The 22,396-nt window shown below is 37.9% G+C and carries 23 protein-coding genes; 10 read left to right on the top strand and 13 right to left on the bottom strand.

Features of this window, described 5'->3' with window-relative positions; translation table 11 throughout:
- Positions 1-4 precede the first annotated feature (4 nt).
- Positions 5-1,342 carry a choice-of-anchor K domain-containing protein gene (locus ACE1CC_RS05775; RefSeq protein WP_413269521.1) on the bottom strand — a complete coding sequence of 446 codons (1,338 nt, stop codon included), beginning with the start codon at positions 1,340-1,342 and terminating at the stop codon, positions 5-7.
- A 242-nt stretch (positions 1,343-1,584) separates the two neighbouring features.
- On the opposite strand from ACE1CC_RS05775, the gene ACE1CC_RS05770 reads away from it, so the two are divergent.
- The 5 genes from ACE1CC_RS05770 (at position 1,585) to ACE1CC_RS05750 (ending at position 8,244) form a co-directional block, all read left to right on the top strand.
- Positions 1,585-2,361: a hypothetical protein gene (locus ACE1CC_RS05770; RefSeq protein WP_413269520.1), complete on the top strand. Its 777-nt coding sequence runs from the start codon at positions 1,585-1,587 to the stop codon at positions 2,359-2,361.
- Positions 2,362-2,899: 538 nt separating this feature from the next.
- The gene (locus ACE1CC_RS05765; protein ID WP_413269519.1) at positions 2,900-4,579 is read left to right on the top strand and encodes a S8 family peptidase; all 1,680 of its coding nucleotides are present in this window, start codon (positions 2,900-2,902) and stop codon (positions 4,577-4,579) included.
- 265 nt (positions 4,580-4,844) lie between these two features.
- Entirely contained in the window at positions 4,845-5,528 is a 684-nt protein-coding gene (locus ACE1CC_RS05760) for a hypothetical protein (RefSeq protein ID WP_413269518.1), read from the top strand.
- Between the two features lie 133 nt (positions 5,529-5,661).
- Complete coding sequence (locus ACE1CC_RS05755) at positions 5,662-6,339, top strand: response regulator transcription factor (protein WP_413269517.1); 678 nt, start codon at positions 5,662-5,664, stop codon at positions 6,337-6,339.
- A 21-nt stretch (positions 6,340-6,360) separates the two neighbouring features.
- A complete protein-coding gene (locus ACE1CC_RS05750; protein WP_413269516.1) occupies positions 6,361-8,244 on the top strand; it encodes a CHASE2 domain-containing protein in 1,884 nt (627 codons plus the stop codon).
- 210 nt (positions 8,245-8,454) lie between these two features.
- On the opposite strand, the gene ACE1CC_RS05745 is transcribed toward ACE1CC_RS05750, so the two are convergent.
- From ACE1CC_RS05745 to ACE1CC_RS05730, 4 genes are all read right to left on the bottom strand, one after another.
- Positions 8,455-8,871 carry a hypothetical protein gene (locus ACE1CC_RS05745; RefSeq protein WP_413269515.1) on the bottom strand — a complete coding sequence of 139 codons (417 nt, stop codon included), beginning with the start codon at positions 8,869-8,871 and terminating at the stop codon, positions 8,455-8,457.
- Positions 8,872-9,512: 641 nt separating this feature from the next.
- Positions 9,513-9,983, bottom strand: a complete 471-nt coding sequence (locus ACE1CC_RS05740; RefSeq protein WP_413269514.1) for an RrF2 family transcriptional regulator — start codon at positions 9,981-9,983, stop codon at positions 9,513-9,515.
- Between the two features lie 56 nt (positions 9,984-10,039).
- Positions 10,040-10,507 carry a YidH family protein gene (locus ACE1CC_RS05735; RefSeq protein WP_413269513.1) on the bottom strand — a complete coding sequence of 156 codons (468 nt, stop codon included), beginning with the start codon at positions 10,505-10,507 and terminating at the stop codon, positions 10,040-10,042.
- A gap of 58 nt (positions 10,508-10,565) precedes the next feature.
- Positions 10,566-11,582 (bottom strand): sulfate/molybdate ABC transporter ATP-binding protein, encoded by a 1,017-nt coding sequence (locus tag ACE1CC_RS05730; RefSeq protein WP_413269512.1) that lies wholly within the window; start codon positions 11,580-11,582, stop codon positions 10,566-10,568.
- Between the two features lie 73 nt (positions 11,583-11,655).
- Here ACE1CC_RS05730 and ACE1CC_RS05725 point away from each other — a divergent pair, with 73 nt between their 5' ends.
- On the top strand, positions 11,656-12,243 hold the full coding sequence (locus tag ACE1CC_RS05725; protein ID WP_459563805.1) for a Crp/Fnr family transcriptional regulator: 588 nt from the start codon (positions 11,656-11,658) through the stop codon (positions 12,241-12,243).
- A gap of 96 nt (positions 12,244-12,339) precedes the next feature.
- Here the strand turns inward: ACE1CC_RS05725 and ACE1CC_RS05720 are convergent, their stop codons facing one another.
- On the bottom strand, positions 12,340-12,780 hold the full coding sequence (locus ACE1CC_RS05720) for an RrF2 family transcriptional regulator (RefSeq protein WP_413269510.1): 441 nt from the start codon (positions 12,778-12,780) through the stop codon (positions 12,340-12,342).
- 374 nt (positions 12,781-13,154) lie between these two features.
- Between ACE1CC_RS05720 and ACE1CC_RS05715 the strand changes: the two genes are divergently transcribed.
- Positions 13,155-13,961 carry a prohibitin family protein gene (locus tag ACE1CC_RS05715; protein WP_413269509.1) on the top strand — a complete coding sequence of 269 codons (807 nt, stop codon included), beginning with the start codon at positions 13,155-13,157 and terminating at the stop codon, positions 13,959-13,961.
- A gap of 13 nt (positions 13,962-13,974) precedes the next feature.
- Here the strand turns inward: ACE1CC_RS05715 and ACE1CC_RS05710 are convergent, their stop codons facing one another.
- The gene (locus ACE1CC_RS05710) at positions 13,975-14,439 is read right to left on the bottom strand and encodes a hypothetical protein (RefSeq protein WP_413269508.1); all 465 of its coding nucleotides are present in this window, start codon (positions 14,437-14,439) and stop codon (positions 13,975-13,977) included.
- Positions 14,440-14,739: 300 nt separating this feature from the next.
- Here ACE1CC_RS05710 and ACE1CC_RS05705 point away from each other — a divergent pair, with 300 nt between their 5' ends.
- Positions 14,740-15,660, top strand: coding sequence for a cyclase family protein (locus ACE1CC_RS05705; RefSeq protein WP_413269507.1), 921 nt, complete (start codon positions 14,740-14,742; stop codon positions 15,658-15,660).
- Positions 15,661-15,847: 187 nt separating this feature from the next.
- Here the strand turns inward: ACE1CC_RS05705 and ACE1CC_RS05700 are convergent, their stop codons facing one another.
- The 4 genes from ACE1CC_RS05700 to ACE1CC_RS05685 all read right to left on the bottom strand — a co-directional run bounded on the left by ACE1CC_RS05700 (position 15,848) and on the right by ACE1CC_RS05685 (position 19,921).
- Entirely contained in the window at positions 15,848-16,423 is a 576-nt protein-coding gene (locus ACE1CC_RS05700; RefSeq protein WP_413269506.1) for a hypothetical protein, read from the bottom strand.
- 484 nt (positions 16,424-16,907) lie between these two features.
- Positions 16,908-17,558, bottom strand: coding sequence for a hypothetical protein (locus ACE1CC_RS05695; RefSeq protein ID WP_413269505.1), 651 nt, complete (start codon positions 17,556-17,558; stop codon positions 16,908-16,910).
- Positions 17,559-17,618: 60 nt separating this feature from the next.
- Positions 17,619-18,329, bottom strand: coding sequence for a cadmium resistance transporter (locus ACE1CC_RS05690; protein WP_413269504.1), 711 nt, complete (start codon positions 18,327-18,329; stop codon positions 17,619-17,621).
- An 86-nt stretch (positions 18,330-18,415) separates the two neighbouring features.
- Positions 18,416-19,921 carry an APC family permease gene (locus tag ACE1CC_RS05685; RefSeq protein WP_413269503.1) on the bottom strand — a complete coding sequence of 502 codons (1,506 nt, stop codon included), beginning with the start codon at positions 19,919-19,921 and terminating at the stop codon, positions 18,416-18,418.
- A gap of 203 nt (positions 19,922-20,124) precedes the next feature.
- On the opposite strand from ACE1CC_RS05685, the gene ACE1CC_RS05680 reads away from it, so the two are divergent.
- Both ACE1CC_RS05680 and ACE1CC_RS05675 read left to right on the top strand, forming a co-directional pair.
- Positions 20,125-21,048 carry a LysR substrate-binding domain-containing protein gene (locus tag ACE1CC_RS05680; protein ID WP_459563806.1) on the top strand — a complete coding sequence of 308 codons (924 nt, stop codon included), beginning with the start codon at positions 20,125-20,127 and terminating at the stop codon, positions 21,046-21,048.
- 104 nt (positions 21,049-21,152) lie between these two features.
- Positions 21,153-21,425 (top strand): hypothetical protein, encoded by a 273-nt coding sequence (locus ACE1CC_RS05675; protein WP_413269501.1) that lies wholly within the window; start codon positions 21,153-21,155, stop codon positions 21,423-21,425.
- A gap of 3 nt (positions 21,426-21,428) precedes the next feature.
- Here ACE1CC_RS05675 and ACE1CC_RS05670 read toward each other — a convergent pair whose 3' ends face one another.
- Both ACE1CC_RS05670 and ACE1CC_RS05665 read right to left on the bottom strand, forming a co-directional pair.
- A complete protein-coding gene (locus ACE1CC_RS05670; RefSeq protein WP_413269500.1) occupies positions 21,429-21,920 on the bottom strand; it encodes a DUF1634 domain-containing protein in 492 nt (163 codons plus the stop codon).
- A gap of 1 nt (position 21,921) precedes the next feature.
- Positions 21,922-22,396, bottom strand: a 475-nt coding sequence (locus ACE1CC_RS05665) for a sulfite exporter TauE/SafE family protein (RefSeq protein WP_413269499.1), incomplete at its 5' end; no start/stop codon positions are given.

The following is a 22,396-nucleotide window of genomic DNA, read 5'->3' as shown; positions in this document are numbered from 1 at the left end:
ATTTTTAAAGTGTTAAAATGGGATCTGTGGTGGTGATTGTGAAGAGGGAGGCTTCTATTGTTGTTATGGAAACGCTCATGACTACTCCTAAGATTTCGTTGGTTGAGCCTAGTTTGATTACTGTGTCTGAGATTCCGTCTTGATTGATATCTAGGGAATCATAAGTTAAAAGTTCTGGGGTGATGTCTTCGGTGAATCCTATACGATCGCCCTCCTCAACATCAAAATCAGTAATACAATCAACTAAAGTGACATTGTATTGTCCAACAGCTTCATCTCTGCGGAAAATATAAGTATCTGCACCACTACCACCAGTTAAAGTATCAGTTCCTAAATCACCAATTAAAACATCATCATCATCGCCACCTGATACCGTATCATTTCCTTTACCTCCCCGCAATAAATCATCACCTTTATCCCCGGAAACATTATCATCACCTTGGTTGCCATTAATAATATCTTCGTCTTCGTCTCCATAAATTCGATCGTTGTCATCGCCAGCATAAATTAAATCTCCACCTTCACCAGCATAAAGTGTATCTGCTCCTTGATTTGCATAAACAATATCACTAATAATTGAGCCAGTTAATGAATCGTCATTTTTACTAGCCCAAACACCTCCTGTGTATGTAGTAGAAACTTCTTCGGTAATAACTATTTCCTCACCTGCCGAGTATTCTAGCTGATAAATATCGTTGTTAGATATACCGATAATAGCGCTAGTAACTGTTTTCCGATAAGTTAAAACAGTTTCTACTGTTGTCACAACTGTCGAACTCACTTGGGAAACTTTGCCAAACAAAGATGTAGTAGTAACGGTGTCTTCTGGTGAAATAAATTGCCCTTTAGTTGTTAAATCTCCGTCATCGGTTTCAAAACCAAAAAGTTCTAGCGTATAAAGGTTGCCTTTATACCTAAAGGTTTCTTGAGATAAACCAGCATCAGAAAACCGGAGAAAGTCACCATCTAAAACTGGATCTCCTGTTGTATTAGTGGTTTCCAGGATATTAAATGTAAACTCAAAATTCTCTTCCCGATCGACTGGATCGGAAAAAGACAAATAAATTTCTAGGGGAAAATCACCTTGGAAATTAGTATTCTGTGAAACTTGACCATTGCCATAAGTTAAATCCCCTAAATAGAAAGGCTCATTCAAACCTGTATTAAACTCTTCTCCATCGAATTGAACAAAATTACTAAAACTACCAGTTGCAGGTCTACCCCAAGTTAAACGGTTTTCTGTTCCTCCATCTTCATCAGTAATTTCAAAAACTGTTGTCCGCAAAGGATTAACAGGAGGGCCAAATATTCCAAAAGATTCTCCAGTGAATGTTAGTGCCATATATTCATTCCTAAATTGTGTTTATCTCTGGCGCTTCTGAGTTTAGAGAATTTGAATCAAAAGATAAATGTCTTTTTCGGTAATAATTATTGTCTAATTCGGAAATCACATTAATAAAACTTGGTAATTGCTAATTCTTAAATCAGAAATAAACTTCGCGTAAATAGCTAATGATTTAATTAATCTGACAATTTATTGTGGATAGCAAGAAATTGGCATAGCAAAAAGTCGAGGAAAATAAAATGAGTTTGGCTATTTTTGATGAACAGTTCTACCTAGCAAATAATCCTGATGTTAAGGCATCTGTCGAAGCTGGAAACTTTCGTTCTGGTCGAGAACATTTTGAGAAATATGGTTTAAAAGAAGGTCGTACTTTAGTATCACCTTATTACGATGAAGCTGCTTATTTACGGAAGTTTCCCGATGTGGCAACAGCTGTTCAAAATAAGTTAATTCCTTCAGGTCTTGCACATTACATTCAAGCTGGAGAAGCGGAAGGACGTTCTGGAACTCCTTTTAATGAAGAATTTTATTTATTAGCTTACCCAGATGTTGCTAATGCAGTTAAAACAGGAACTTTTAGTTCTGGTTTCGATCACTACAGAAAAGTTGGTCAATTTGAAGAACGTGGCGCTTTTTTTACTGGAACAAGTGGTAGTGATCGCATTAAATCCTTTGGTAGAGTAGCGATCGTTTACGGTGTCGATCCTCTCACTGAAGGTGGTAGCATTCCTCAAGTTGACACCCTGATCGGTGGCAATGGATTAGATATATTCACATTAGGAGATTATTATATAGGCGCTGGTAATGCTGACTATGCTGTAATTCAGAATTTTAACCCTTTGCATTTTGATTTGATCGGTTTTTCAGGACGATCGAGTGACTATAACTTCCAAGTGTTCAATGGCAACACTAACATTTCCACAACTAACGGAGATCTTGTTGCTGTAGTGGAGGGAAATACAAATCTCAGTGTTTTAAGCTCAGATCCATTTACTAATGTTTTTATCGTCGGTTAGCCAAATAGCTATCTTAATTCTATAGACATCTCCTGTCAAAGGATGTAGAGACGTTGTATACGATGTAGAGACGTTGTATACAACGTCTCTACAATGGTTCCTAATAATCGAAAATCCAGTCTGCGAGGGCGGATTTTGTTTGTCTAGTAAGTAGGTAGATCTAAATAAAGTAAAACAAAGGCGGGCATCTTGCCCACCCCACAACATTTTCAGCTTTCTTGTGGGGTGGGCATCTTGCCCACCCCACAACATTTCCAGCTTTCTTGTGGGGTGGGCATCTTGCCCGCCCCATTGATAAATAACTATTTTCACTTTATTTATTTACACCTACTTAGTGACTTTAGTCGCCTCATGTATTTTTCGGTAATAACCGTTTCCTAACCTGGTAATTACCTTGAGAAAATCTGGAAATTGCTACTCCTTAAATCAGAAATTAAGTTCGCGCAAATAACTAATGATTTAACTTGTAGAAAGCTTTATTCTCAAAATTAAGAACAACCGAAGAAAAAAATATCATTATTAGTTGGCGAGACAGTTTATGTTTGATACCTTTACTCCTGAAACTAATTTACTCAACACATTACCTTCAGATTTAGAAAAAGGAATCAACAATACATTGACAACTGAGCCTTTTTTCACTAATGTTCAAAGTGAATTAAGTCGCAGTTCTGGTTATGCTCTTAACTACTTATTGGAGCAATTCCCAAATTTTCAAATTGGTAAAGCTATCACAAATTATCTAAATTTCAATGAGCCAGAATTTGCTGATTCTTTCTCTTATAATTGGACTGAAAGTGACGCTGACCAAGTAGATGTTTTAACTGGATCTTCCCCAAATAGTCAGAATGCTAATACTAACATTAGCCTTGCAGCTACTAATGATAACTTAAACTCGAATTCTCCACAGGATTTTGCCCCAACTATTTCAATTGTACCTGGAAGTTTGAGGGCCGATCGCTTTTCCATAAATCCTGACACTAATCTGACAGTTGTTTCGGGAAATGGCAATGTTGATTTTGGCACGGGAGGTAGAGATATCCTCGATCTTTCCCAGATTTTTTCTAGCACAGTCAAGTTTAATTTCACTTATGCCGATCGCGGGGGAGTAGTTTTTAATCCGGGAAATGGCGATCGCCTATTTGATGCGATAACTTTAAACAATAATAACCTCATTATCTTTGAAGGAATTGATGCTATTCAATTCGCTGATGGTTTATTAAATTTATCAGTAACAACCAACGATCCTTTATTCAATCAACAATGGAACCTACACATGATGGGAGTGCAGAATGCTTGGCGCTTTAGCACAGGTTCTAATCAAGTTTTAATCGGAGTTCAAGATACAGGATTGGGAACTAGTTGGTTTGGTAATTTTCACCCCGATTTAAAAAATGTTATTGGCTATAGTAATAACATTAGGGATGACTTTAGTGATAGCTATACCTCTCATGGTACTGCGGTTCAAAGCATCATTTCTGCTACCAGTAATAATGGTATCGGCATGAGTGGTATTAATTGGAATTCTCAGGTAATTAACATCGATGTTTTAGGCGAAGATCTAAACGATCAATCTTTAGTTGAAGCCACCAAAAATATGATTAATACAGCTAACAGCAAAGGTCAACGTTTAGTGATTAATATGAGCTTGGGATATAGTGATACATTTGGGCAAAATTCCGATCTTGAATTAGAACAAGTAGTGGCTAATAACCCAAATGTTTTGTTTGTGATAGCAGCGGGAAATGATGGTAATTTAGGTATACCAGGAATTTCTTCTCCGGCAGTATTAGCACAGCAATATGATAATGTAATTGCTGTTGGTGCTTCTTGGGGAACTAAAAATGAATATGGTTTCTTAAGAAATCCTGGTCAACGCATTGAATACGCCTACAGATGGGGTTCTCAGTATGGTGAGGGATTGACTTTAATGGGACCATCGGAAGTGGTGAGCACTCGTGCTACTGACTTAATATGGGGAGCATATTTTAATTATGAAACAAGTTTTAATGGTACGTCAGCAGCTACACCAAATGTCACTGGAGTTGCTTCTTTAGTTTGGAGTGCTAACCCAAATTTAACTGCTTCTAATGTTAAACAAATTCTCTCAGAAACAGCTTACGATTTGGGTAGCCCTGGTTACGATATTTACTATGGTCATGGATTTGTGAATGCTGATGCAGCGGTGAGAAAAGCTCTCGTTAGCACACCAAGAAGTTAAGGCTAACTACAAGATAGACAGCAAATTTTAACTTCACTGATGTAGTTTTCGGAAATCACAATGGCAGATTAATACAATAGCGTTTTCCTAATTAGGAAATAGAGTTTACCGAAATAGCTAATTACTTAATTAGTAATTGCGTGATATATTCAATGAACAGCCAAGTCAAATGCTAGCTCGTTGTTTAGTGTAGCTATTTTGTCAAACCCATGAAGCTATTGTGATTACTGAATATTTGTATTTACTAGGGTTTCTGGTTTATTTTATGAGTTTATTATCGTTTATTGCTTTTCATCACAACACTGAACGAGCTTGGCAATGGTGGTCGCACAGGCAGTCAAAGCATCTTTTTCATGAAGCTGAAAGGATTCGTAATGGTTTATTACAAGATTCTTGTGCTATACGGAGAATGTTAGAGTCATTAGTCATAAATGAAGGAAATATTTCTCCTGAACTTAGCCAAGATTACTTAGGAAAAATCGAAAAAATTTACCGTTCATTGGAGGAATTGAGCGATCGCTTAGCGCCCATGAACTCCGAATATAGTTTACCTTTAGGAATTGAGAGTTTAGCTGCTCTGTGGTGCCAAAAAAATCCCCATCTCAAAATTAGCTTAGAAATTCCTACTGATTGGAGGCAAGAATCTCCAGAACTTAGTCTCGTAATTTTGCAAATTATAGATGAGCTTCTCCAAATCAATTTACTAAATGAGTTGACTAAAAGAGATGTTTCTATTAATCTTAAATTAGAAAAAACCATTGCTCAACTAACTGTTTGTATTTCTTATAGTGACAAAGCAACTCTTAACTTTTATGCTAAGTCGTCAAATCTAGATTACCTCAGCAAGACTTTTAAAGTTTTAACATCGGGAAAATGTTACCGTCGTCAAAAAGACTTGACTGAAATTTGGTATTTTCAATGGGGTGAGTCGGTGAAGCGAGGAAACTAAAGCTTTTGTAGGGGGTGAGATGTCTATTCCATAAGGAGCTATAGAGTTTGATTGGGAAAATTTTTAGTAATTTGGCCTAAAATACAATAAAATAATTTTAAAATTTCAACAATAATCTGCGACAGGATTGATTATGATTCAAAAAACGCTAGAAGAGGAAAAGTGGAAATTTCTGGTAATCGATGACCATGAATTATTAATAAGTGGCACTATTGATATATTGCAAAAGCAATATCCCAATGCAGAAATTCTTACAGCACAAACTGCCCAAGATAGTTTAAAACAAATAGAAAACTTTTCTCCAGAGGTCATAATTATGGATCTTTCGATTCCTGAACAAACTGGAGGAATGGCTCGACCAGAGGTAGGACTTCAGTTATTGAAAAACTTCATGAAGAAATATCCAGAAATTAATTTTGTGGTACAAAGCGCCCATGCAAGAACATTAGTGCGGATTAAACAGGAAATTGATAGTCACAAAGGGGGATTTACAGTGGCAGATAAAAGCCTTTCTAGCCAAGAAATGTTAACCAGAGTCAACTGGGCTTTACAAGGATTAACTCATACCAAAGATATTAAAAGTATCCAAGTTATATTAGAATTTAAACCAGAGTGGTTAAAAGTTCTAGAACTGGCATTTCAAGAAGGATTACAAGATAAGGCAATTGCCGATCGCTTAAATGTATCTGAACGCATGGTAAGACACTATTGGAATAAAGTTCAAGATGCTTTAAATGTTTATCCTGAAGAAGGTAAAAATATTCGCATCCAAACTGAAATGCGAGCTAGAGAAGAAGGTTTAATTGATTGAAATTAAGGGAATTAAAGAATTGTGCAAGAGAATATTTGGCAAAGAATTCAAGAACAAGTAAGAATTTGGCGGACTGGGACAATCCCAGGAATAATAGTAATTGTCCTAGTAATCATTGCCCGTTCCCTTGGTTATTTGCAATCTTTGGAATTAGCAATTTTTGATAAATTTCTCCGGTTACGTCCGCCCGAATCTATTGATGAACGAATCACTATTATTGGAATTGATGAAGAAGATATCCGAACTGTAAAAACCTATCCCATTCCTGATCGCGAAATTGCTCAATTAATTAACAAATTGCAGCAATATAAACCGAAAGTAATCGGTCTTGATATTATCAGAGATTTGCCTGTAGAACCAGGTCATAGTTCCTTAGTTACCACATTTAAAAATACTAAAAATTTAATGGGAATTGAAAAAGTATTACCTGCTGAATTTGCACCTCCACCAACATTACCTGCTCAACAAGTTGGTTTTGTAGATGCTATGTTAGATTATGATGGTAATTTAAGACGTAGTTTATTAGCAACTCCGACTCCCAAAGGATATAAATTTTCTCTGTCTTTAAAGTTAGCCGAAGCTTATTTAGCCAACAAAAGTATTAAGCTGCAAAATGGGATTCAAGACCGAGAAGCTATGAGATTTGGAGCAACTGAATTACCTCGGTTTTTATCTAATACTGGTGGATATATAAAAGCAGATAATGGCGGAATTCAAATATTACTTAACTTTCGGAGTGGGGAAAAAAGATTTAGAAGGATATCGTTGAATCAGCTAAAAAAGGGAGAATATAATCCTCAGTGGTTACACGATCGCATTATCATTATCGGTCTAACCGCTCCTAGCATTAAAGATAACATAAATACCACAGCAATTCGCAGTACAGATCCGGCACCGGGAGTAGTTTACGGAGTAGAAATTCAAGCTCATGCAGTTAGTCAAATTATCGGTGCAGTATTGGACAAACGACCACTTTTATACAGTTGGTCAGAAGAATGGGAATATTTATGGATTTTACTTTGGGGTATTGTGGGAATAAGTTTAGGAAGAATAACTCAAGCTCCGGGAAAAAATATTTTAGTTGTTAGTGTAGCTGGCATTACTTTATTAGGAATTGCTTATTTTTGCATACTTTTGGGTTGGTGGATACCAGTATTACCTGCAGTGATACTACTAGTTGTAAATGGTATAGTCCTGACTGCTTTTTATCAGTATGACCGCGCTTTGAGAGCTAGAATTAGCGATAGACAAATGTTAATAGATCGCACATTTACTACTATACATAATGGGCCATTACAAAAATTAGCTGCAATCTTGAGAGATCTGCAAGAGGAAAATTCACCCCAACAACAACAATTAATTAAAGACTTAAAAGATGTTAATTCGGAACTGCGAGCAATTTATGAGTTCATGCAAAACGAAACCGTAACTCAAGCGGATAATCTTTACTTAGAAAGGAGATTAGAAATTAACTTACAAGCTCCCATACATGAGCTTTTTTATCAAGTATATGTTCATACATTAGAGCGAGATTTACCCTGCTTTAGAACTTTGAAAATTAAAGTTTATTCTTTTGTACCTATTGATAACAAACAATTAAGCATTGGAAACAAACAAGGACTCTGCCGTTTTTTAGAAGAAGCATTGTGCAATGTGGGAAAACACGCGATCGGAGTAACTCGTCTGGGCGTTACTTGCACTAAAAACGAAAATTGGTATACTCTGAGTATCGTGGATAATGGACAAGGTATTAACTTATCATCTGAAGGTCGAGGAACGCAGCAGTTTAAGAATTTAGCCCGACAACTTGGAGGTAAATTTACCCGAAAAAGTTTAGCAAATAGGGGAACTATTTGTGAAATAACTTGGCCTATGAAAAAGAAGTATTGGTGGAAATTTTGGTAGTTTTATTCGGGATAGATAGAAGCAAACTAAGAATCTTGATGGTTTATTTGGCTATCGGTAATCAAGTGGGATATTTTGGCGAAGAAAGGGAATAAGGAGGAACTCTTGAACAGGGAAAAAATTTGTCCTTTGCCGATGGTTGGTAGCCCTCTATTTGATCTTCTAAAGAAGACTACTGCCCTAGTATCTTAGCTAGGGCATTAATTTAGTTTATTGCTGTGAGCAAAGTTCTTTGTAGATTACATCAGGATCAATTGCTAGTAGATTTGGATTCTTGGAAACATGAATCGCAGAACCATTTTTGAGTACTATAAGTGGCGGTTGGGTTGCCTTTGGGTTGTAGGCAGATGTGTTGCTTGTGCGATCGCCGTATGGTGATAATCGATTCCAAATCGAAGGAATTACTGAATCTAAACTATTGGCCTTTGGTGAACGGCAGATACTATCAGCCAAAGACTTGTCACTCGATACCAGTCCCAAGTCTTTACGACCGAAGCCAACCAATCTGGCTCGCCCGTCTATGTTGCGTAGGAACAGAAAGTTGTTAGAACGCTCTTGAGCGTTAGCAACCGTAGCACTCAAACCAATCAAAGCAGTGATCGCAACCAATCCGAATCCAATTCTCATTTGACTAAAACCCGATACTCTGTACTTAGTGTTCCCAATGGAACAGGGTTACTAACATAATTGTTCGTAGTTCATAGAAACTTTAATAATCGCCAAACAGATTAACACCCTTTTGGCAGACTGAAGACGTTGCTGTGTTGGTAATTTTTGATGTCTAAAGTTTTGACAACTCCTTCTATATTCAAAAGCTGAAGGATTTGATATTCATGTCGCAAGGGAGTAATCTCTTCTAAAGTGGCATACTCGGCTTTCAGAGTTTTGACGATCGCAAACGTTGCTTCCGGCTGTGTAATAGCCCGATAGATAACAGTTTTACTTCCTTCGTGCAGAAGTTTGACAATTTGGTAGCTGGGAAAAATAATGTAGCTAGATTCAGAAAAACGATTGAATACTTTCTAGTATAATAAGGGCTTTGGGATAATTTCACTATCCTTGCAATATATCTAAATACAAAGAGTCAGTTTTATGAATTATTCATTTATATTGATATATAGTTAGTTATATAACTGACTAACTAACTCACTAAGCTAAAATCCTAATTATGAAAATCGTCAGGTAGTTAGTGGAGGTGATATGATAAAGTTAATCAAACAACCTCCACTAACTTATGTTCGCGGGATGGTACAACTACATCTGCCCCTTTAGATGTAATACATGGGATTATTATGTTTACGCTCATCCCTCAGCTGGCATAAGTCTTGGAGAGTATAACGGCTGAGAATTGCTTCAGAAGCAGAATTAGCTTGTTGCCAAACTTTATAAATTGCTTCTTTTTCTAGAGTGCAATAATCCGATCGCTTTTTCTCTTTCTGCTCGCCTTCTAAAGAAATCACAACTTCTAATACAGTAATCTCCCAAGGTTCACGGCTTAATACATAACCACCTTTAGACCCACGATGACTGTGTACTAAACCACCACGTCGCAGACTAGTAAAAACTTGTTCCAAGTAACGTTCAGGAATTGGCTGTTTAGTTGTAATTTCACTAAGAGTTAATGGAACTTTTTTAGTGTTTTGACTTGCTAATTCTATAAGTGCTAACAAGGCATATTCCAGCTTGGAAGATAGTTCGATAAGACTGTAACTTTGGTTGTTTAAGGGAAAATTTAACATGATATTCTTGTTAAGTACATGAACAAAACAATTAGAAATACAAACTTTATAAGCATTTAAAATATGGAAATTTTCAAATTACTTGGCATGGTCAAGATAACATAGATCACACCTGTTCCTAAAAGGATGGACACTAAACTAAAAATAATCACCCATCGTTTTGAAGGTTGGTAGGTATCAGCATCAATTGCATCTAGAACCCAAAAATAGTGCTGGGTTGAAAGTAAGACTGTTACTAAACCAATTCCGGCAAAAAGTAAGCCGAGTGCCCAACCGTAACCTGTTCCGGGAACATCAGGTGAAATCAAATAGCGTAGGCGTGCAATTAATACCCCAAAACCTGTGAGAGCGATCGCAGTTCGCATCCATGCCAAATAGGTTCTTTCGTTGGCTAAATGATCTCTGGTTCGCTCCGAACTTGTTTTTGCCCTGATTACAGCTTTTTTTGCTGCTAATTCAGAATTCACCTGTGCTAACGGCTCAATAGTTTTGGGATAATCGCTAGTTTCTTGGGGTGGTTCCATAAGTCTAAAAATTTGAGGTTAACGATTGGCACTTGTTAATTTTTTAGGTGCAGAACTCTTATTTCAGAACTGGATCGGGGAAAATTTTAATTTTCTTAGACTGCACATAAACTCCTTGATTTGGCTGCAATTGCAGTTGCAGAAAACGCTCTCGGCTTAGGTAAGCATTTACTCTTTCTTCTGACTCCAAAACTAACTCGACGCGAATTTCCCAACCTAAATAAATAATTCGATCAACTCTCGCAGCTACCGCACCTTTAACTGGTTGTAGCTGAACTAAAACATCGTGAGGTCTTAAGAAAATTTGCTCTTTTTCTGCGAGCAGTTTATTACTAGGTAAAAAGCCTGCATTACTTGGTAAAACATTCACAGGCCCAAGAAAACTCATCACAAAAGGAGTTGCCGGATTATCATAAATTTCTGATGGTTTACCAACTTGTTCCACACAACCTTGATTCATCACCACAATTTCATCAGCTACCTCCATTGCTTCTTCTTGATCGTGGGTAACAAATACAGTTGTGATTTGCACTTCTTCGTGCAGCTGTCGTAACCAATTCCGCAATTCTTTACGGACTTTGGCATCTAATGCACCAAAAGGTTCATCTAATAACAAAACTCTTGGTTGTACTGCTAATGCTCTGGCTAAAGCGATCCTTTGTCTTTGTCCACCGGAAAGTTGAGAGGGATAGCGATCGCCTAAACCCCCCAACTGAACTAAGTGCAAAAGTTCCTCAACTCGTTGTTGAATCTTGTTTTTAGCTATTTTGCGAATCTCCAAAGCAAACCCTATATTTTGACGAATTGTTAAGTGCTTAAACAAAGCATAGTGTTGAAACACAAAACCAATGTGGCGCTCCTGCACAGGCTGGTAAGTAGCATCTTCACCAATCAACCAGATTTTACCCATATCAGGAAGTTCTAACCCGGCAATCATCCGCAACAATGTGGACTTTCCCGATCCTGATGGGCCTAACAATGCCACCAAAGAGCCTGTTTTCACTTCCAAACTTACCCCATCAACGGCTTGAAAAGAGCCAAATCGTTTAGAAACATTCTCGACTTTAATACCCATATTGTGCCTCGACAAGAAACTGCTATATTTAAAACTACGCTAAATACATCGATAAACAGTATTTTACACTACCATGCTCTTTACACTACTCTCAACGAAACAATCTGTAAAACCAATTCGCCAGCAATTCGGTCCCCGCTCAATACTGCCAATCAAGTCAAACCAGCTTTGGAAAATTGAGTCAGGTGTGGTGAAAGCAACCACTTGGCTGGAAGACGATACAACCATTACTTTGGGAATTTGGGGTTCAGGAGATATCGTTGGTAAAGCTTTATCAAAGGTGGAAGCTTATCAAATGGAGTGCTTAACCAAAGTAGAAATAATCCCATTTCACGCCCAAGAGTGGCAGGAAATTACAGATGTTCTATTAGCCCATATTCAACAAGCTGAGGAATTATTGCTAATTCGTAGCTACAAAAGAACGGATCTCATGGTAATTAAGCTTTTAAGTTGGTTGGCAAAAAGGTTCGGTCATGAAGTTAAAAACGGGCATTTAATTGATGTACGTTTAACTCACCAAGATATAGCGGAAATGCTTGGTGCTACTCGCGTTACTGTGACTCGCGTCTTAATTCAATTGGAACAACAAGGTTTGATTGAACGCCTTTCTTTACATAGATTTTTGGTCAAAGAAGAGGAATTATGGCATTACGAAATTTAGGTAAATTGTGTTAATTATCAGTGTTTGTATAATCTCGAATAAAATTTCGGATACCTCTTTGCTAACAGTTAAAAGAGGTATATTCTTCTAGATTAATTAAATATAGTACATTTGATTAGATTTGCGGCTTTCTTTACGTTTATCAGATAAACTTTTTAGGGAATAGCTGGCAAAAAGCTCCATTACGGATTGATTTGCTTCCAACCAAATATCCTCAATTAGTAAATTATCTAAAGATTCAACTGAACTCTGTCCTGATTTTTCTGGCTGATGAATACCTTCTAAGCAAGTGACAATTTCTAATAAAGTAATATTTTCTGGCGCTTTAGTTAAACAATAACCACCTTTCGTTCCACGCTGAGAACGAACAATCCCACTACGTCGCAGGGAAATTAACAATTGCATCAGATAACGATAGGGAATGTTCTGAGCAGCAACAATTTCATCTACTTGTAAGTAACTGCTTTGTTGGTAATGATCGGCTAGTTCTAACAAGGCTAATAAACCATATCTTACTTTAGCAGATAGTTTCATCATCTTAACGTTGACACTGATTATATTAATACCACACTTTGACGATGGGTTTTGTGTAGTTTAAGAAATATCGCTAAATTTTACTTTTTTTCTATCTAGCACTTGAAAGAAAAAAATGCAAAAAAAGCTACTTTAACTTGCTCTCCAAGCACATTCAGTCTTAATCACTACTAATTTGCGTAAAAAGCAAGAGTTAGGAAATATTTCTATGAGTTGCAATAACTACACTAAGCCGATTAGCTTAGTGTAGTTTAAAGTATTATACTATAGTTTTTTAAAATGAATACTATTTTATAAATCTTGATTACTACGAGATTTAGGCTAATTTAGAGATAATATTTACAACAGAGTATCGAATAGCTAGGTATAAATTAGAAATGAAAAATAAAACGTTTACCAAAGTTAGCAAAATCATTGCTTTTCTGCTATTGTCGCTAATTTTTTTCTCCCCTTTCGTAATTGTCAATGCTGGAGAAAGGGGAGTTTTAATGCAGTTTGGCAAAGTCCAAAATCAAATTTTCGGAGAAGGCATTCACTTGATTGTTCCCATTGTTAATACTGTTAAAAAACTGAGTATTCGTGTGCAAAAGCAGGAAATTTCCGCAGAAGCTTCCTCGAAAGATTTACAGGATGTTTTTACTGATGTTGCTCTTAATTGGCATATTGTCCCAGAGGAAGTAAACTTAATTTACCAACAAATCGGAAATGAAACAGCAGTTATAGATAAAATAATTAACCCAGCAGTAGAAGAAATACTTAAAGCTGTGATGGCAAAATATACAGCAGAAGAAATTATTACTAAAAGGGAGGAGGTAAAAACTGGAGTAGATAATGCTTTAACTACTAGGTTAATAAGTTACCACATTGCAGTTGATGATATTTCTTTAGTTCATGTGCATTTTTCCCAAAGATTTGGTGATGCTGTAGAAGCTAAACAAATTGCTGAACAAGAAGCAAAAAGAGCAGAGTTTGTAGCACTTAAAGCTACTAAGGAAGCGGAAGCTAAAGTGAATTTTGCCAAGGGAGAGGCGGAAGCACAAAGGTTAGTCCGCGAAACTCTGACGACGGAAGTTTTAGCGAAGCAAGCTATAGAAAAGTGGAATGGGAATTTACCTCTAATTATTGGTGAGGGTGGGCCAAAAGTGTTGGATTTGAGTCAATTAGTAAATACTCTGCAAAAGTAAGGTTTCTCATCAATTACAAATTACCAAAAAGTTCTAAAGGAGTATCGAGGATTTTTAGTTGAAGGAGTGCCAAAATTACTAGGGTGTAGGCAGTGGAAGTAGCTATACCCATCAATAATTCTTTCTTAAAATTACGTTCTTTAGATTGGTCTTGAAAAACGTCCATAACTCCGGCTTGCATGAGTAGAATTCCGGCGATGCAGGAGATCCAATAACCAATTATGGTGCAGGGTAGGAGTAATTTTGGTGACAGTAAGCTACAGAGATAGCCAAAACTGTAGGCGATCGGCAAATTAAAAAACAAGTCATTCCACCAAGACAAAGGTGAAAGCAGAAATCCTATAACCAGGAAAAATCCACCTTTGAGCTTTTTGAAGAGGACTGCTACAAAGTCCTTCGATATGCCTTGGCGTAACTGTTCTGGGTTCAATGCTTTAGCAATACTCAAGCCTTGACCAGCTTTTTGGCTGCTTTCCATATAACTCCTTAATCCCAATCGATTTACCGTATTTTAAAACAGAAAAAAGTAAAAGTCTAGTAGAAAGCAGTAAAAAATAGCATTTCCTTATGAAACGGTTTTACACTCAATACGGGTCAATTACTTTGTTGTCAGGATTTTTAGGGAACCACGTTCGCGTAGCGTGTGCGTAGCACGTAAGACACGATAGCGAAGCGAAACGCGATAGCGTTTTAGAACACGAAGAAAGAAGAAGAAATGGCTCAAATACAAAACTTGGAAGTATCGTATTTAGACTAAGTACATTGGAATTTAGGTTAGATGAAAAAATTCGGAGTTTTGTTTTTAGTAGCCTTTTTTAGCCTAATTGTTTGCCTGTCCATCAATGCAGCACAGCCTCGCCCAGAACCGACTTTGTGGCAGGTTTATCAACAGTCGCTCAAGTCAGCCAAATATGTCGATCTCACTCATACAATTACTCCTGCAATTCCTGTCTGGTCGGGATTTGGTGCGTCTAAGTTTGAACCTACCATCAATCCAAAAACAGGTCAGCCATACAATTACCAAAAGGATGGCTTTGAAGCGACCCATTACGACTTATCTACCGATCAGCTGGGAACACAGCTAGATCCACCAGCCCACTGGAATCCAGATTATCCAGCGCTTGATGAGTTGCCTGCTACCTTTGCGGTTCGTCCTTTGGTGGTGATTCCGATCCAGGAACAAGTAGCACTCGACCCCAACTATCATCTTACTCTCAAGGATATTCAGGATTGGGAGCGTCGGCATGGTAGGATTCCTTCTGGTTCGGTGGTGTTTGTGCGATCGGATTGGTCTAAAGAATGGCCCAACCCCGAACTGGCTACCAGGACTAAGTTTCCTGGGGTGACACTAGAGGCGCTTAAATTCTTGCACTTACAACGCCAGATTTTGTTCCACGGACACGAACCCCTAGATACAGATAGTACGCCCACCTTGGAAGGAGAAGCTTGGCTGTTGCACAATGGCTATACTCAAGCCGAAGGGGTGACAAATTTGGACAAGGTGCCGGAAACAGGGGCACTGGTGGCGATCGGGTATCCTAAATTCAAAGGAGGTTTGGGGGGCTATGCACGCTATATCGCTATCTGTCCGCCTGATTGGAAATACGGCGTGTCGGTGGGTCAAATTCCAGAATCCCCTTTGCAAAAAGCGGATAAACCACTTCATTGGGATACAAAACTCGGTGTCCGAGTTCGGTGAACAGGCATAACATAGTACAAGAAAACCACGAAGACACGAAGAACACGAAGGAAGAAGAAGAAATAGCTTAAATGTTTAAATCAGCGGCGGCAGATAACTTGAACGAGTCTGCAAGTGCCTTTCTACCGCCTGCTGGATTTGAATTGTTAGCTGGTTAGCAATTAAAGTTACTACACTTCTTGCTACTTTACCTCGACAAACAATAACTTTTCGCCCAATCTTCTAGCTTCTCGACTTGAGCCGAATTCTTTAGCTTCTCAACAGTAAATTTTCCCAACTTATAGATTAAGAAGAAACTCCCACTTGTTCCACCTGCGATAAGTATACCCATAACAGCTGGACCTCCAACTGCTGAAGTAACGACGGCAGTAGCTGCTGCTCCTGCAACGTTGCTACCCATCATTCCAGCAATTGTCGTCATTAAACCCCCTAGTCCCAACTCAGAAACGGCTGAAGCAATTCCAGCATAACCAGCCAGTGAACCTGCTCCGGCAGCAGATGCAGAATTAATGGCCTGAGTAATTGCGTAGGTTGAAGTTACGCCTTGTTCAATAGCTGCCCACGTTGAATTGTCAATGCCATTTAACTGGTCGAAATAAGCTCTACAAACCATTTCCGGTGTTGTATTCAAAAACCTTTTTGCATCTACAACAATCTGTTTATTCGACAAGATTTTATCAATCTGTTTCAGACCTGAAAAATCAGGATGGGGGGACGCAACGGCGGGTTGCGGTGAAGTTAAGCCTAAAGATACTGTAATCATGAGAATTATCAGCATTACAGATAAGATTCTTTTGAACTGCTTTAGCATGGACATTTATAGAAATACCAACTACGTTACTTATAGAATGCCCAAGCAATAAACACTACTAACACACTAAGTAATTTTAAGTTACTGCCAAAACCTGAAAATGAAGGCAGGAACTGTTAATTATGTCAAAGTTGCCATCTAACACTTCATTACAGCCCAAAAACTACGTACTTTGGAGGTGCGCGATTCACTACAAAACGGCTCTTTCGGGTTAATGGGAAAAAATGTTCATAGATGTTACAAACTAGGGAAACGGTGCGTTAGGCACGGGAATTTATTTATCGGTTGAAATGCTGAATTTATCGCCCGCGCCTAACACACCCTACAGTTAAATAAGATTTTTTTATGACCATAAATCCGGGAGAGCCGAAAAAATCAGCCAGAAGAAAACTTTCCTGGCTGTTTAAGGTTGAAAATGTTATTCTGTTGGTCTTACTTAGTCGTTTTCTATTGTTGGTGCGTTGGGAATTCTAGCAGCTATAGCATCTGGTGAAATATTGGGAATAAACCAATTAGCATCACCAGCGCTGTAAATTTCCGATGGAGGGACGTTTAATTCTACTGCGCCTGTGTCAGGATTAACTTTAACTACTAATTGGGTGCCATCAAGGATTTTGACAGCTACAGGATTTGCTAATTCTTGTGTTTTTGCGTTATTACTTAAACCTGCAATTTTGATTCCACCTGGTAAATAAACTCCATCACAATCCCACTCATCATTGGTGGTTTCGCCATCTGCGAGAAAATAGATGGCATTATCGAATGTGGAAGTCGATTTTTTGGGTTTAGCGCCATAAACAGCTAGGGTTTTTCCAGTTTCATTGCGACATTGACCCCAGTTAATGCCAGATTCTAAAGCATATTTTTGAAATTCCAAATCTGCGATCGATTTTTGAATGTCTTCTTGGGTAACGCCTTCCGGTAATTCTGGGGAATCTTTAACTTTCAACAATTCATCTAACGCTTGAGTGACTTGGATGTAGTCGGGGTTATTAGTAAATTTTGGTGGATCAGCAAATGAAGGTTTGGCAATTAATAGGTTAACAAAAATTACCAATGCTACAAGAACTATTTTCAAGTATCTCATGGTTTTCTCCTTGTAATTTAGTCAAAAAATTTGAGGTTAAATCGGAATGAAGGGGGGAGTTTAATTTTTTTCGACTTGTGGCGATCGCCAATAATTAATCGCCTGGGTAAGCACACAACTACCGATCGCTAGTAGAGTCATCGCAGTCAAGGAACTGCTTTCTAGTGTATGACTTTTGCACAAAATGAAGATACCTAAACCAATCAAAATGAAGGGGACAATATTTTTTCCATGACGAGTCAAGGTAGAGGCGATCGCAGTTAGGTTTGTTAATCGGTAAGCAGCATAACACCAAACACCAACCATTGAGAAAAATACAGCCAGGATTACTGGAAGACTTGCTAAAGTACTGCTAGCAAATAATGGTACATAAATGCTGATATTGTCACTGCCATTAGCAACAGTAACCGCTGCTACACCGTACACTTGAGGAGAAAAAATCTTTGCCAGTACAGAGTTATTATGTTCTGTTTCTACTTCATCGTCCGAGTCATCATCATCGCGATTGATTAAGCTGTTAATACCGATCGCGATCGGGACAATACCCAACATTCCAATCCAAGCTTGAGGTACGATTAAACTGCCAAAAAAACCGGGAAGGCTAGCCATCACTAATGCAGTAAAGCCGAGATATTGTCCAGCAACAATGTGCCAACGGCGAAAATTAGTATTTACTTGGGAAAAGAACAGGCTGAGAATGACAATATCATCAATATTGGTAGCACTAAAAGCAGTTAATCCAGCGGGAATTGCAGTTATTAATTCATCCATTTACAGTTCATCCTTTTTGTTATGTTTCGGGTTTATTCAATTAGTCATGAATAAGTTTTATTCCGAAGTATTCATGACTGGTAAATTTATTCAAAGTCATCCGGATCGAGTGAAATTGCCTTTACTGGAGAACTGCCATAAGGAGTCGTAGGTTTGTCAAATTTTGCATGAATTGAATCAATACCTCGCTGCATTGAAATAACGATTTCTGGGGAACGAAACCTTTGCATGATAAACCAGCCACAAGTTGCGGCTAAATACAATAAGAATAGATAAGGAAAAGCATCGTAAGGTGCTTCTGGAACTGGGAAAAGTGTACTACCTGGAATTCCCACACTACCCAAAACTGGTATTGCCATGAATCCAATTGCTAAAACTGAAACTATTACATTAATAGGGCGCAATTGACCAATATTGCGGAGGTAAACTGGTGCAGCAATAGATATGAGAATGTACACAGTTAAAAATCCATAGCTACAAATTGCCCCTAAATAACCCATACTTTCAAATAATTTGATGTGAAACAGAGACATTACAGCAGGCACTAAAAACATGATGAAGGTACATAAAGTGACTGCAATATGAGGGGTTCTATTAGAGGAATGCGCTGAACCTAAAGAAGAGTGAAATAATCCGTGACGTGCCATCAAAAAGAAGATTCTTGCAGCCGGATTAATACAACCTAAGACACAAGCAAAGAAGCTAAATAAAGCACCAAAGGCAATTAATTGTCCTAACCAACCCATTCCTAATTGTTGTGACAAGAAACCCAGAGGTTCTTCGGTATTAACAATGGATACTCCTGTACTTCTAAAACCCAAAACTTCAATGTAGGTCATGAGAATGAAGAATAAACCAGCCAAAATTGTGCTGCCAGTTACAGCTTTGGGAATAGTTTTTAGAGGTTTTTTTGCTTCATCACCTAAAGAAGTAGCACTTTCAAAACCAGAAAAACCAAACATTACTAAGACAAGTCCTGTTGCTACGTTACCAGGAGTTACGCCTTCTAATGTTAATTGGGGTAAATCTAAAGCAAAGCCTGTATGTGACCAAATAATTACCCCTAAAACTGAAATTAATACCAGAGTAATTCCTTCTAACCACAACATTGCCATTGCTGAAAGTTGGATGTCTTTATAAGCTGCGTACCAAGCAATTCCTGCGCCAAGTGATAACAGCGTAATGCTGGAAGGATGAATCCCTAAATGACCGATTAAAATGCTACTAAAGTTAGCTAAACCGCATAAAACAGACATTCCAGTAAATAAGTAAGCTAGCACTAAGCTCCAGCCGCAAATTACGCCTGCTGTTAGCCCTAAACCTTTGACAATGTAAGAATAAAGTGAACCAGGAGAGGCTGAACGACTAGCAAATTGGTTAATGTTAATACCAACAAAAATTAACCCGATTAAGCCAATCAAAAAACTTAACCAAGTGCCATTTCCAGCCAGGGCAACAATTAAGCCAAGATTAGAAGCTGGTATTGTGGTAGGTGCAATCACAGCAAAGGATTGCGCTAAGACTTCTCCGAAGGAAAGACAGTCTGGTTTTAAACCGTGAACACTGTGATTATTTAATTTTTTAGTCGTCATTTAACCATTTCCTTTTATTTATTGAATTGAATTGCGGCTAAGTTGGTTTGTGCATATTTGCTTTAGCTTGAGTTGAATCCAGGGTGTCTCATTGTTACTTTAAACTCTTTTTTTGTATAAAACAAACATTCTTTTTTGTTAAACTCATAAATTGAATTTATGGAAATCTCCAAAGTACAGTTTTGAGGTAGGAAATGTCATCAATGACCCTCGATCAGCTACGAATTTTTTTAGCCGTAGCAGAACATTTGCACTTTACTCGTGCAGCAGAAGTTTTATACATTACTCAACCTGCTGTTAGTGCAGCAATTCAAAGTTTAGAAACAGAATATGGGGTGAGATTGTTCGATCGCATTGGTCGCCATATTGAAATTACAGAAGCAGGTAAATTACTACAAGTAGAAGCCAAAAAAATTCTCGAACAAGTTGCTTTAACAGAACGGGGATTGCGGGAATTAAACAACCTCCAACGGGGTGAGTTAAAATTAGGAGCAAGCTTAACTATTGGCAACTATTGGCTACCGGACAAAATTAGTCAATTTAAGCAGTTATACCCCGGTATTTTTGTTAACTGTACCTTGGCTAATGCTGATGATATTTGCGAAGGTACAGCGTTGGGTTTGTTCGATATTGGGTTAATGGCGGGGGAAGTTAAGCCATCTGTGAAAAAGAGTTTAGATAAAGAGGTTGTAGGAAGTGATCGCTTACAAATTGTTGTTGGTAAATCCCATCCTTGGTTTAAAAGAAAAAACATTTTCTTAAATGACCTTTTTACGACTGATTGGGTAATGCGTGAGTCTGGTTCGGGAACCCAACAAATGTTTGAACAAGCTTTAAGAAATAGGAACATAGATCCGAGTGAGTTGCAGGTAATTTTGATTTTAACTAGTAGTGAAATGGTCAAAGCGGCAGTAGAAAATGGCGTAGGTGCAGCTGCTATTCCTGAATTGATGATTAAAAAAGAATTACAACTTGGTACTTTACGCTCAATTCCCATCATTGATAACGTCAACAATTTGAATCAAAAATTGGATATAGTTCGACCAATCTTAAAGTTAAAGCATCAGCAACGCTTCCAAACTCGACTCGCCAAAGCTTTTGAAGAAATGTTGATCACATTAATTTGAAACTCCCGCTCCAACCAACTTTTAATTGTTGTAAAAACATAATTAGATGGTAGCTATAATGGGAAAGCTTACCCCACTGGATATAACTGAAAAAGGTTTTTATCATGACTAACACCTCCTTAACCACTATTTTGTTAATCTCTGGACTGGTTTTACTTTTGATCTCTATAATCGGACAATCCAAACTTTTGTTTTTGGAAATCAATCCGGGATGTTGGGGAAGATTCCTGGCTTTTACCCTTGGTGTACTCAGCTTGATTTCGTTCGCTATCTTGTCAGTTGCACCAACACAGAACTTAGATGCGATCGCTACTTCGTTATTTGAGCAAATTCAATTAAATTTTCAAAATTTGACTCAACTTATCCAACCGGATTGAATGTTAATGGTAAGCTCCAATCATGCTGTAAATTAATCCTGATAACACCAGCAAAGTCACTACGACGTAGACATAATCTCGTTGACGTAGAAAAGCTAAAAACGAGATTGCTACACGCACGATCGGAGTAGCTACTAAGATTAATAAACCTAATTGAATAATCCCACGCCGACTACCTGCTAATACCGCATTAATCACTCCTTCTGGCGAACGAAACTCTGATGGTACTCCATGAAAAACTCGATAATCAGCAGGTTCAGTACCGTGACGTATTAAATACAAGATTCCTCCCACTAAAACAACAGCACTAGCTAGAAAAACTCCATATTTTAAAAGATTGCTGAGTAACAATTCCAGTTGTTGTTCTCTCTTAGTTTTGCTGTATTTTATCTCCTCATCAATTTCACATTTAAGAGGGAATTCATTTAGCTTTATGTCTAAATTATCCTGAATTAAATTAAATTCAATTGTTTCCTTTCCCCCTAATTTTTGCATTTTAAATTCCCCCTAATAAATTGTTATAAACCATTTTGAAAGCCATTAATACGAGAACTAAGCTAAAAACTATTCTTAAAACTTTAGTTTTAGCTCCTACTAAAACTTTTGCTCCCAATAAAGCGCCTGGTAATACTCCTAACATCACAGGCATAGAAAGACCCGGATCGATGTAACCTCTTGCTAGATAAACACCCGCCGAAGCTGCTGCGGTGACACCAATCATAAAGTTACTTGTAGTTGTTGAAACTTTGAATGGCAAACGCATTGCTTGATCCATTGCTAATACTTTAAATGCTCCCGAACCAATACCTAGTAAACCGGAAATTACACCTGCAACTACCATCACACTAAATCCCATCGGAACCGAGTGAACTTGGTAAGGCATTAGTCCGTTAGGAGTTGGACAAGTACCATTAAGTTTTAAATAGCTTACTAACCCATCTGTTGACTCACTTTCTGGCTGTTCAGAACGT

Source organism: Floridaenema aerugineum BLCC-F46 (assembly GCF_041929345.1).
Lineage (GTDB): Bacteria > Cyanobacteriota > Cyanobacteriia > Cyanobacteriales > Aerosakkonemataceae > Floridanema > Floridanema aerugineum.
Note: the sequence above shows the minus strand (reverse complement) of the source record. Positions and strands in the feature narration are given on the sequence as shown.

Bases quoted from the DNA above. Each gene is read 5' to 3' on its own strand.
- ACE1CC_RS05775 (WP_413269521.1), bottom strand. From the start codon at position 1,342: ATGGCACTAACATTCACTGGAGAATCTTTTGGAATATTTGGCCCTCCT.
- ACE1CC_RS05760 (WP_413269518.1), top strand. From the start codon at position 4,845: ATGAGTTTATTATCGTTTATTGCTTTTCATCACAACACTGAACGAGCT.
- ACE1CC_RS05705 (WP_413269507.1), top strand. From the start codon at position 14,740: ATGAAAAAATTCGGAGTTTTGTTTTTAGTAGCCTTTTTTAGCCTAATT.
- ACE1CC_RS05735 (WP_413269513.1), bottom strand. From the start codon at position 10,507: ATGGAACCACCCCAAGAAACTAGCGATTATCCCAAAACTATTGAGCCG.
- ACE1CC_RS05740 (WP_413269514.1), bottom strand. From the start codon at position 9,983: ATGTTAAATTTTCCCTTAAACAACCAAAGTTACAGTCTTATCGAACTA.
- ACE1CC_RS05755 (WP_413269517.1), top strand. From the start codon at position 5,662: ATGATTCAAAAAACGCTAGAAGAGGAAAAGTGGAAATTTCTGGTAATC.
- ACE1CC_RS05715 (WP_413269509.1), top strand. From the start codon at position 13,155: ATGAAAAATAAAACGTTTACCAAAGTTAGCAAAATCATTGCTTTTCTG.
- ACE1CC_RS05690 (WP_413269504.1), bottom strand. From the start codon at position 18,329: ATGGATGAATTAATAACTGCAATTCCCGCTGGATTAACTGCTTTTAGT.
- ACE1CC_RS05770 (WP_413269520.1), top strand. From the start codon at position 1,585: ATGAGTTTGGCTATTTTTGATGAACAGTTCTACCTAGCAAATAATCCT.
- ACE1CC_RS05670 (WP_413269500.1), bottom strand. From the start codon at position 21,920: ATGCAAAAATTAGGGGGAAAGGAAACAATTGAATTTAATTTAATTCAG.
- ACE1CC_RS05725 (WP_459563805.1), top strand. From the start codon at position 11,656: ATGCTCTTTACACTACTCTCAACGAAACAATCTGTAAAACCAATTCGC.
- ACE1CC_RS05685 (WP_413269503.1), bottom strand. From the start codon at position 19,921: ATGACGACTAAAAAATTAAATAATCACAGTGTTCACGGTTTAAAACCA.
- ACE1CC_RS05700 (WP_413269506.1), bottom strand. From the start codon at position 16,423: ATGATTACAGTATCTTTAGGCTTAACTTCACCGCAACCCGCCGTTGCG.
- ACE1CC_RS05720 (WP_413269510.1), bottom strand. From the start codon at position 12,780: ATGATGAAACTATCTGCTAAAGTAAGATATGGTTTATTAGCCTTGTTA.
- ACE1CC_RS05675 (WP_413269501.1), top strand. From the start codon at position 21,153: ATGACTAACACCTCCTTAACCACTATTTTGTTAATCTCTGGACTGGTT.
- ACE1CC_RS05695 (WP_413269505.1), bottom strand. From the start codon at position 17,558: ATGAGATACTTGAAAATAGTTCTTGTAGCATTGGTAATTTTTGTTAAC.
- ACE1CC_RS05680 (WP_459563806.1), top strand. From the start codon at position 20,125: ATGACCCTCGATCAGCTACGAATTTTTTTAGCCGTAGCAGAACATTTG.
- ACE1CC_RS05765 (WP_413269519.1), top strand. From the start codon at position 2,900: ATGTTTGATACCTTTACTCCTGAAACTAATTTACTCAACACATTACCT.
- ACE1CC_RS05710 (WP_413269508.1), bottom strand. From the start codon at position 14,439: ATGGAAAGCAGCCAAAAAGCTGGTCAAGGCTTGAGTATTGCTAAAGCA.
- ACE1CC_RS05730 (WP_413269512.1), bottom strand. From the start codon at position 11,582: ATGGGTATTAAAGTCGAGAATGTTTCTAAACGATTTGGCTCTTTTCAA.
- ACE1CC_RS05745 (WP_413269515.1), bottom strand. From the start codon at position 8,871: ATGAGAATTGGATTCGGATTGGTTGCGATCACTGCTTTGATTGGTTTG.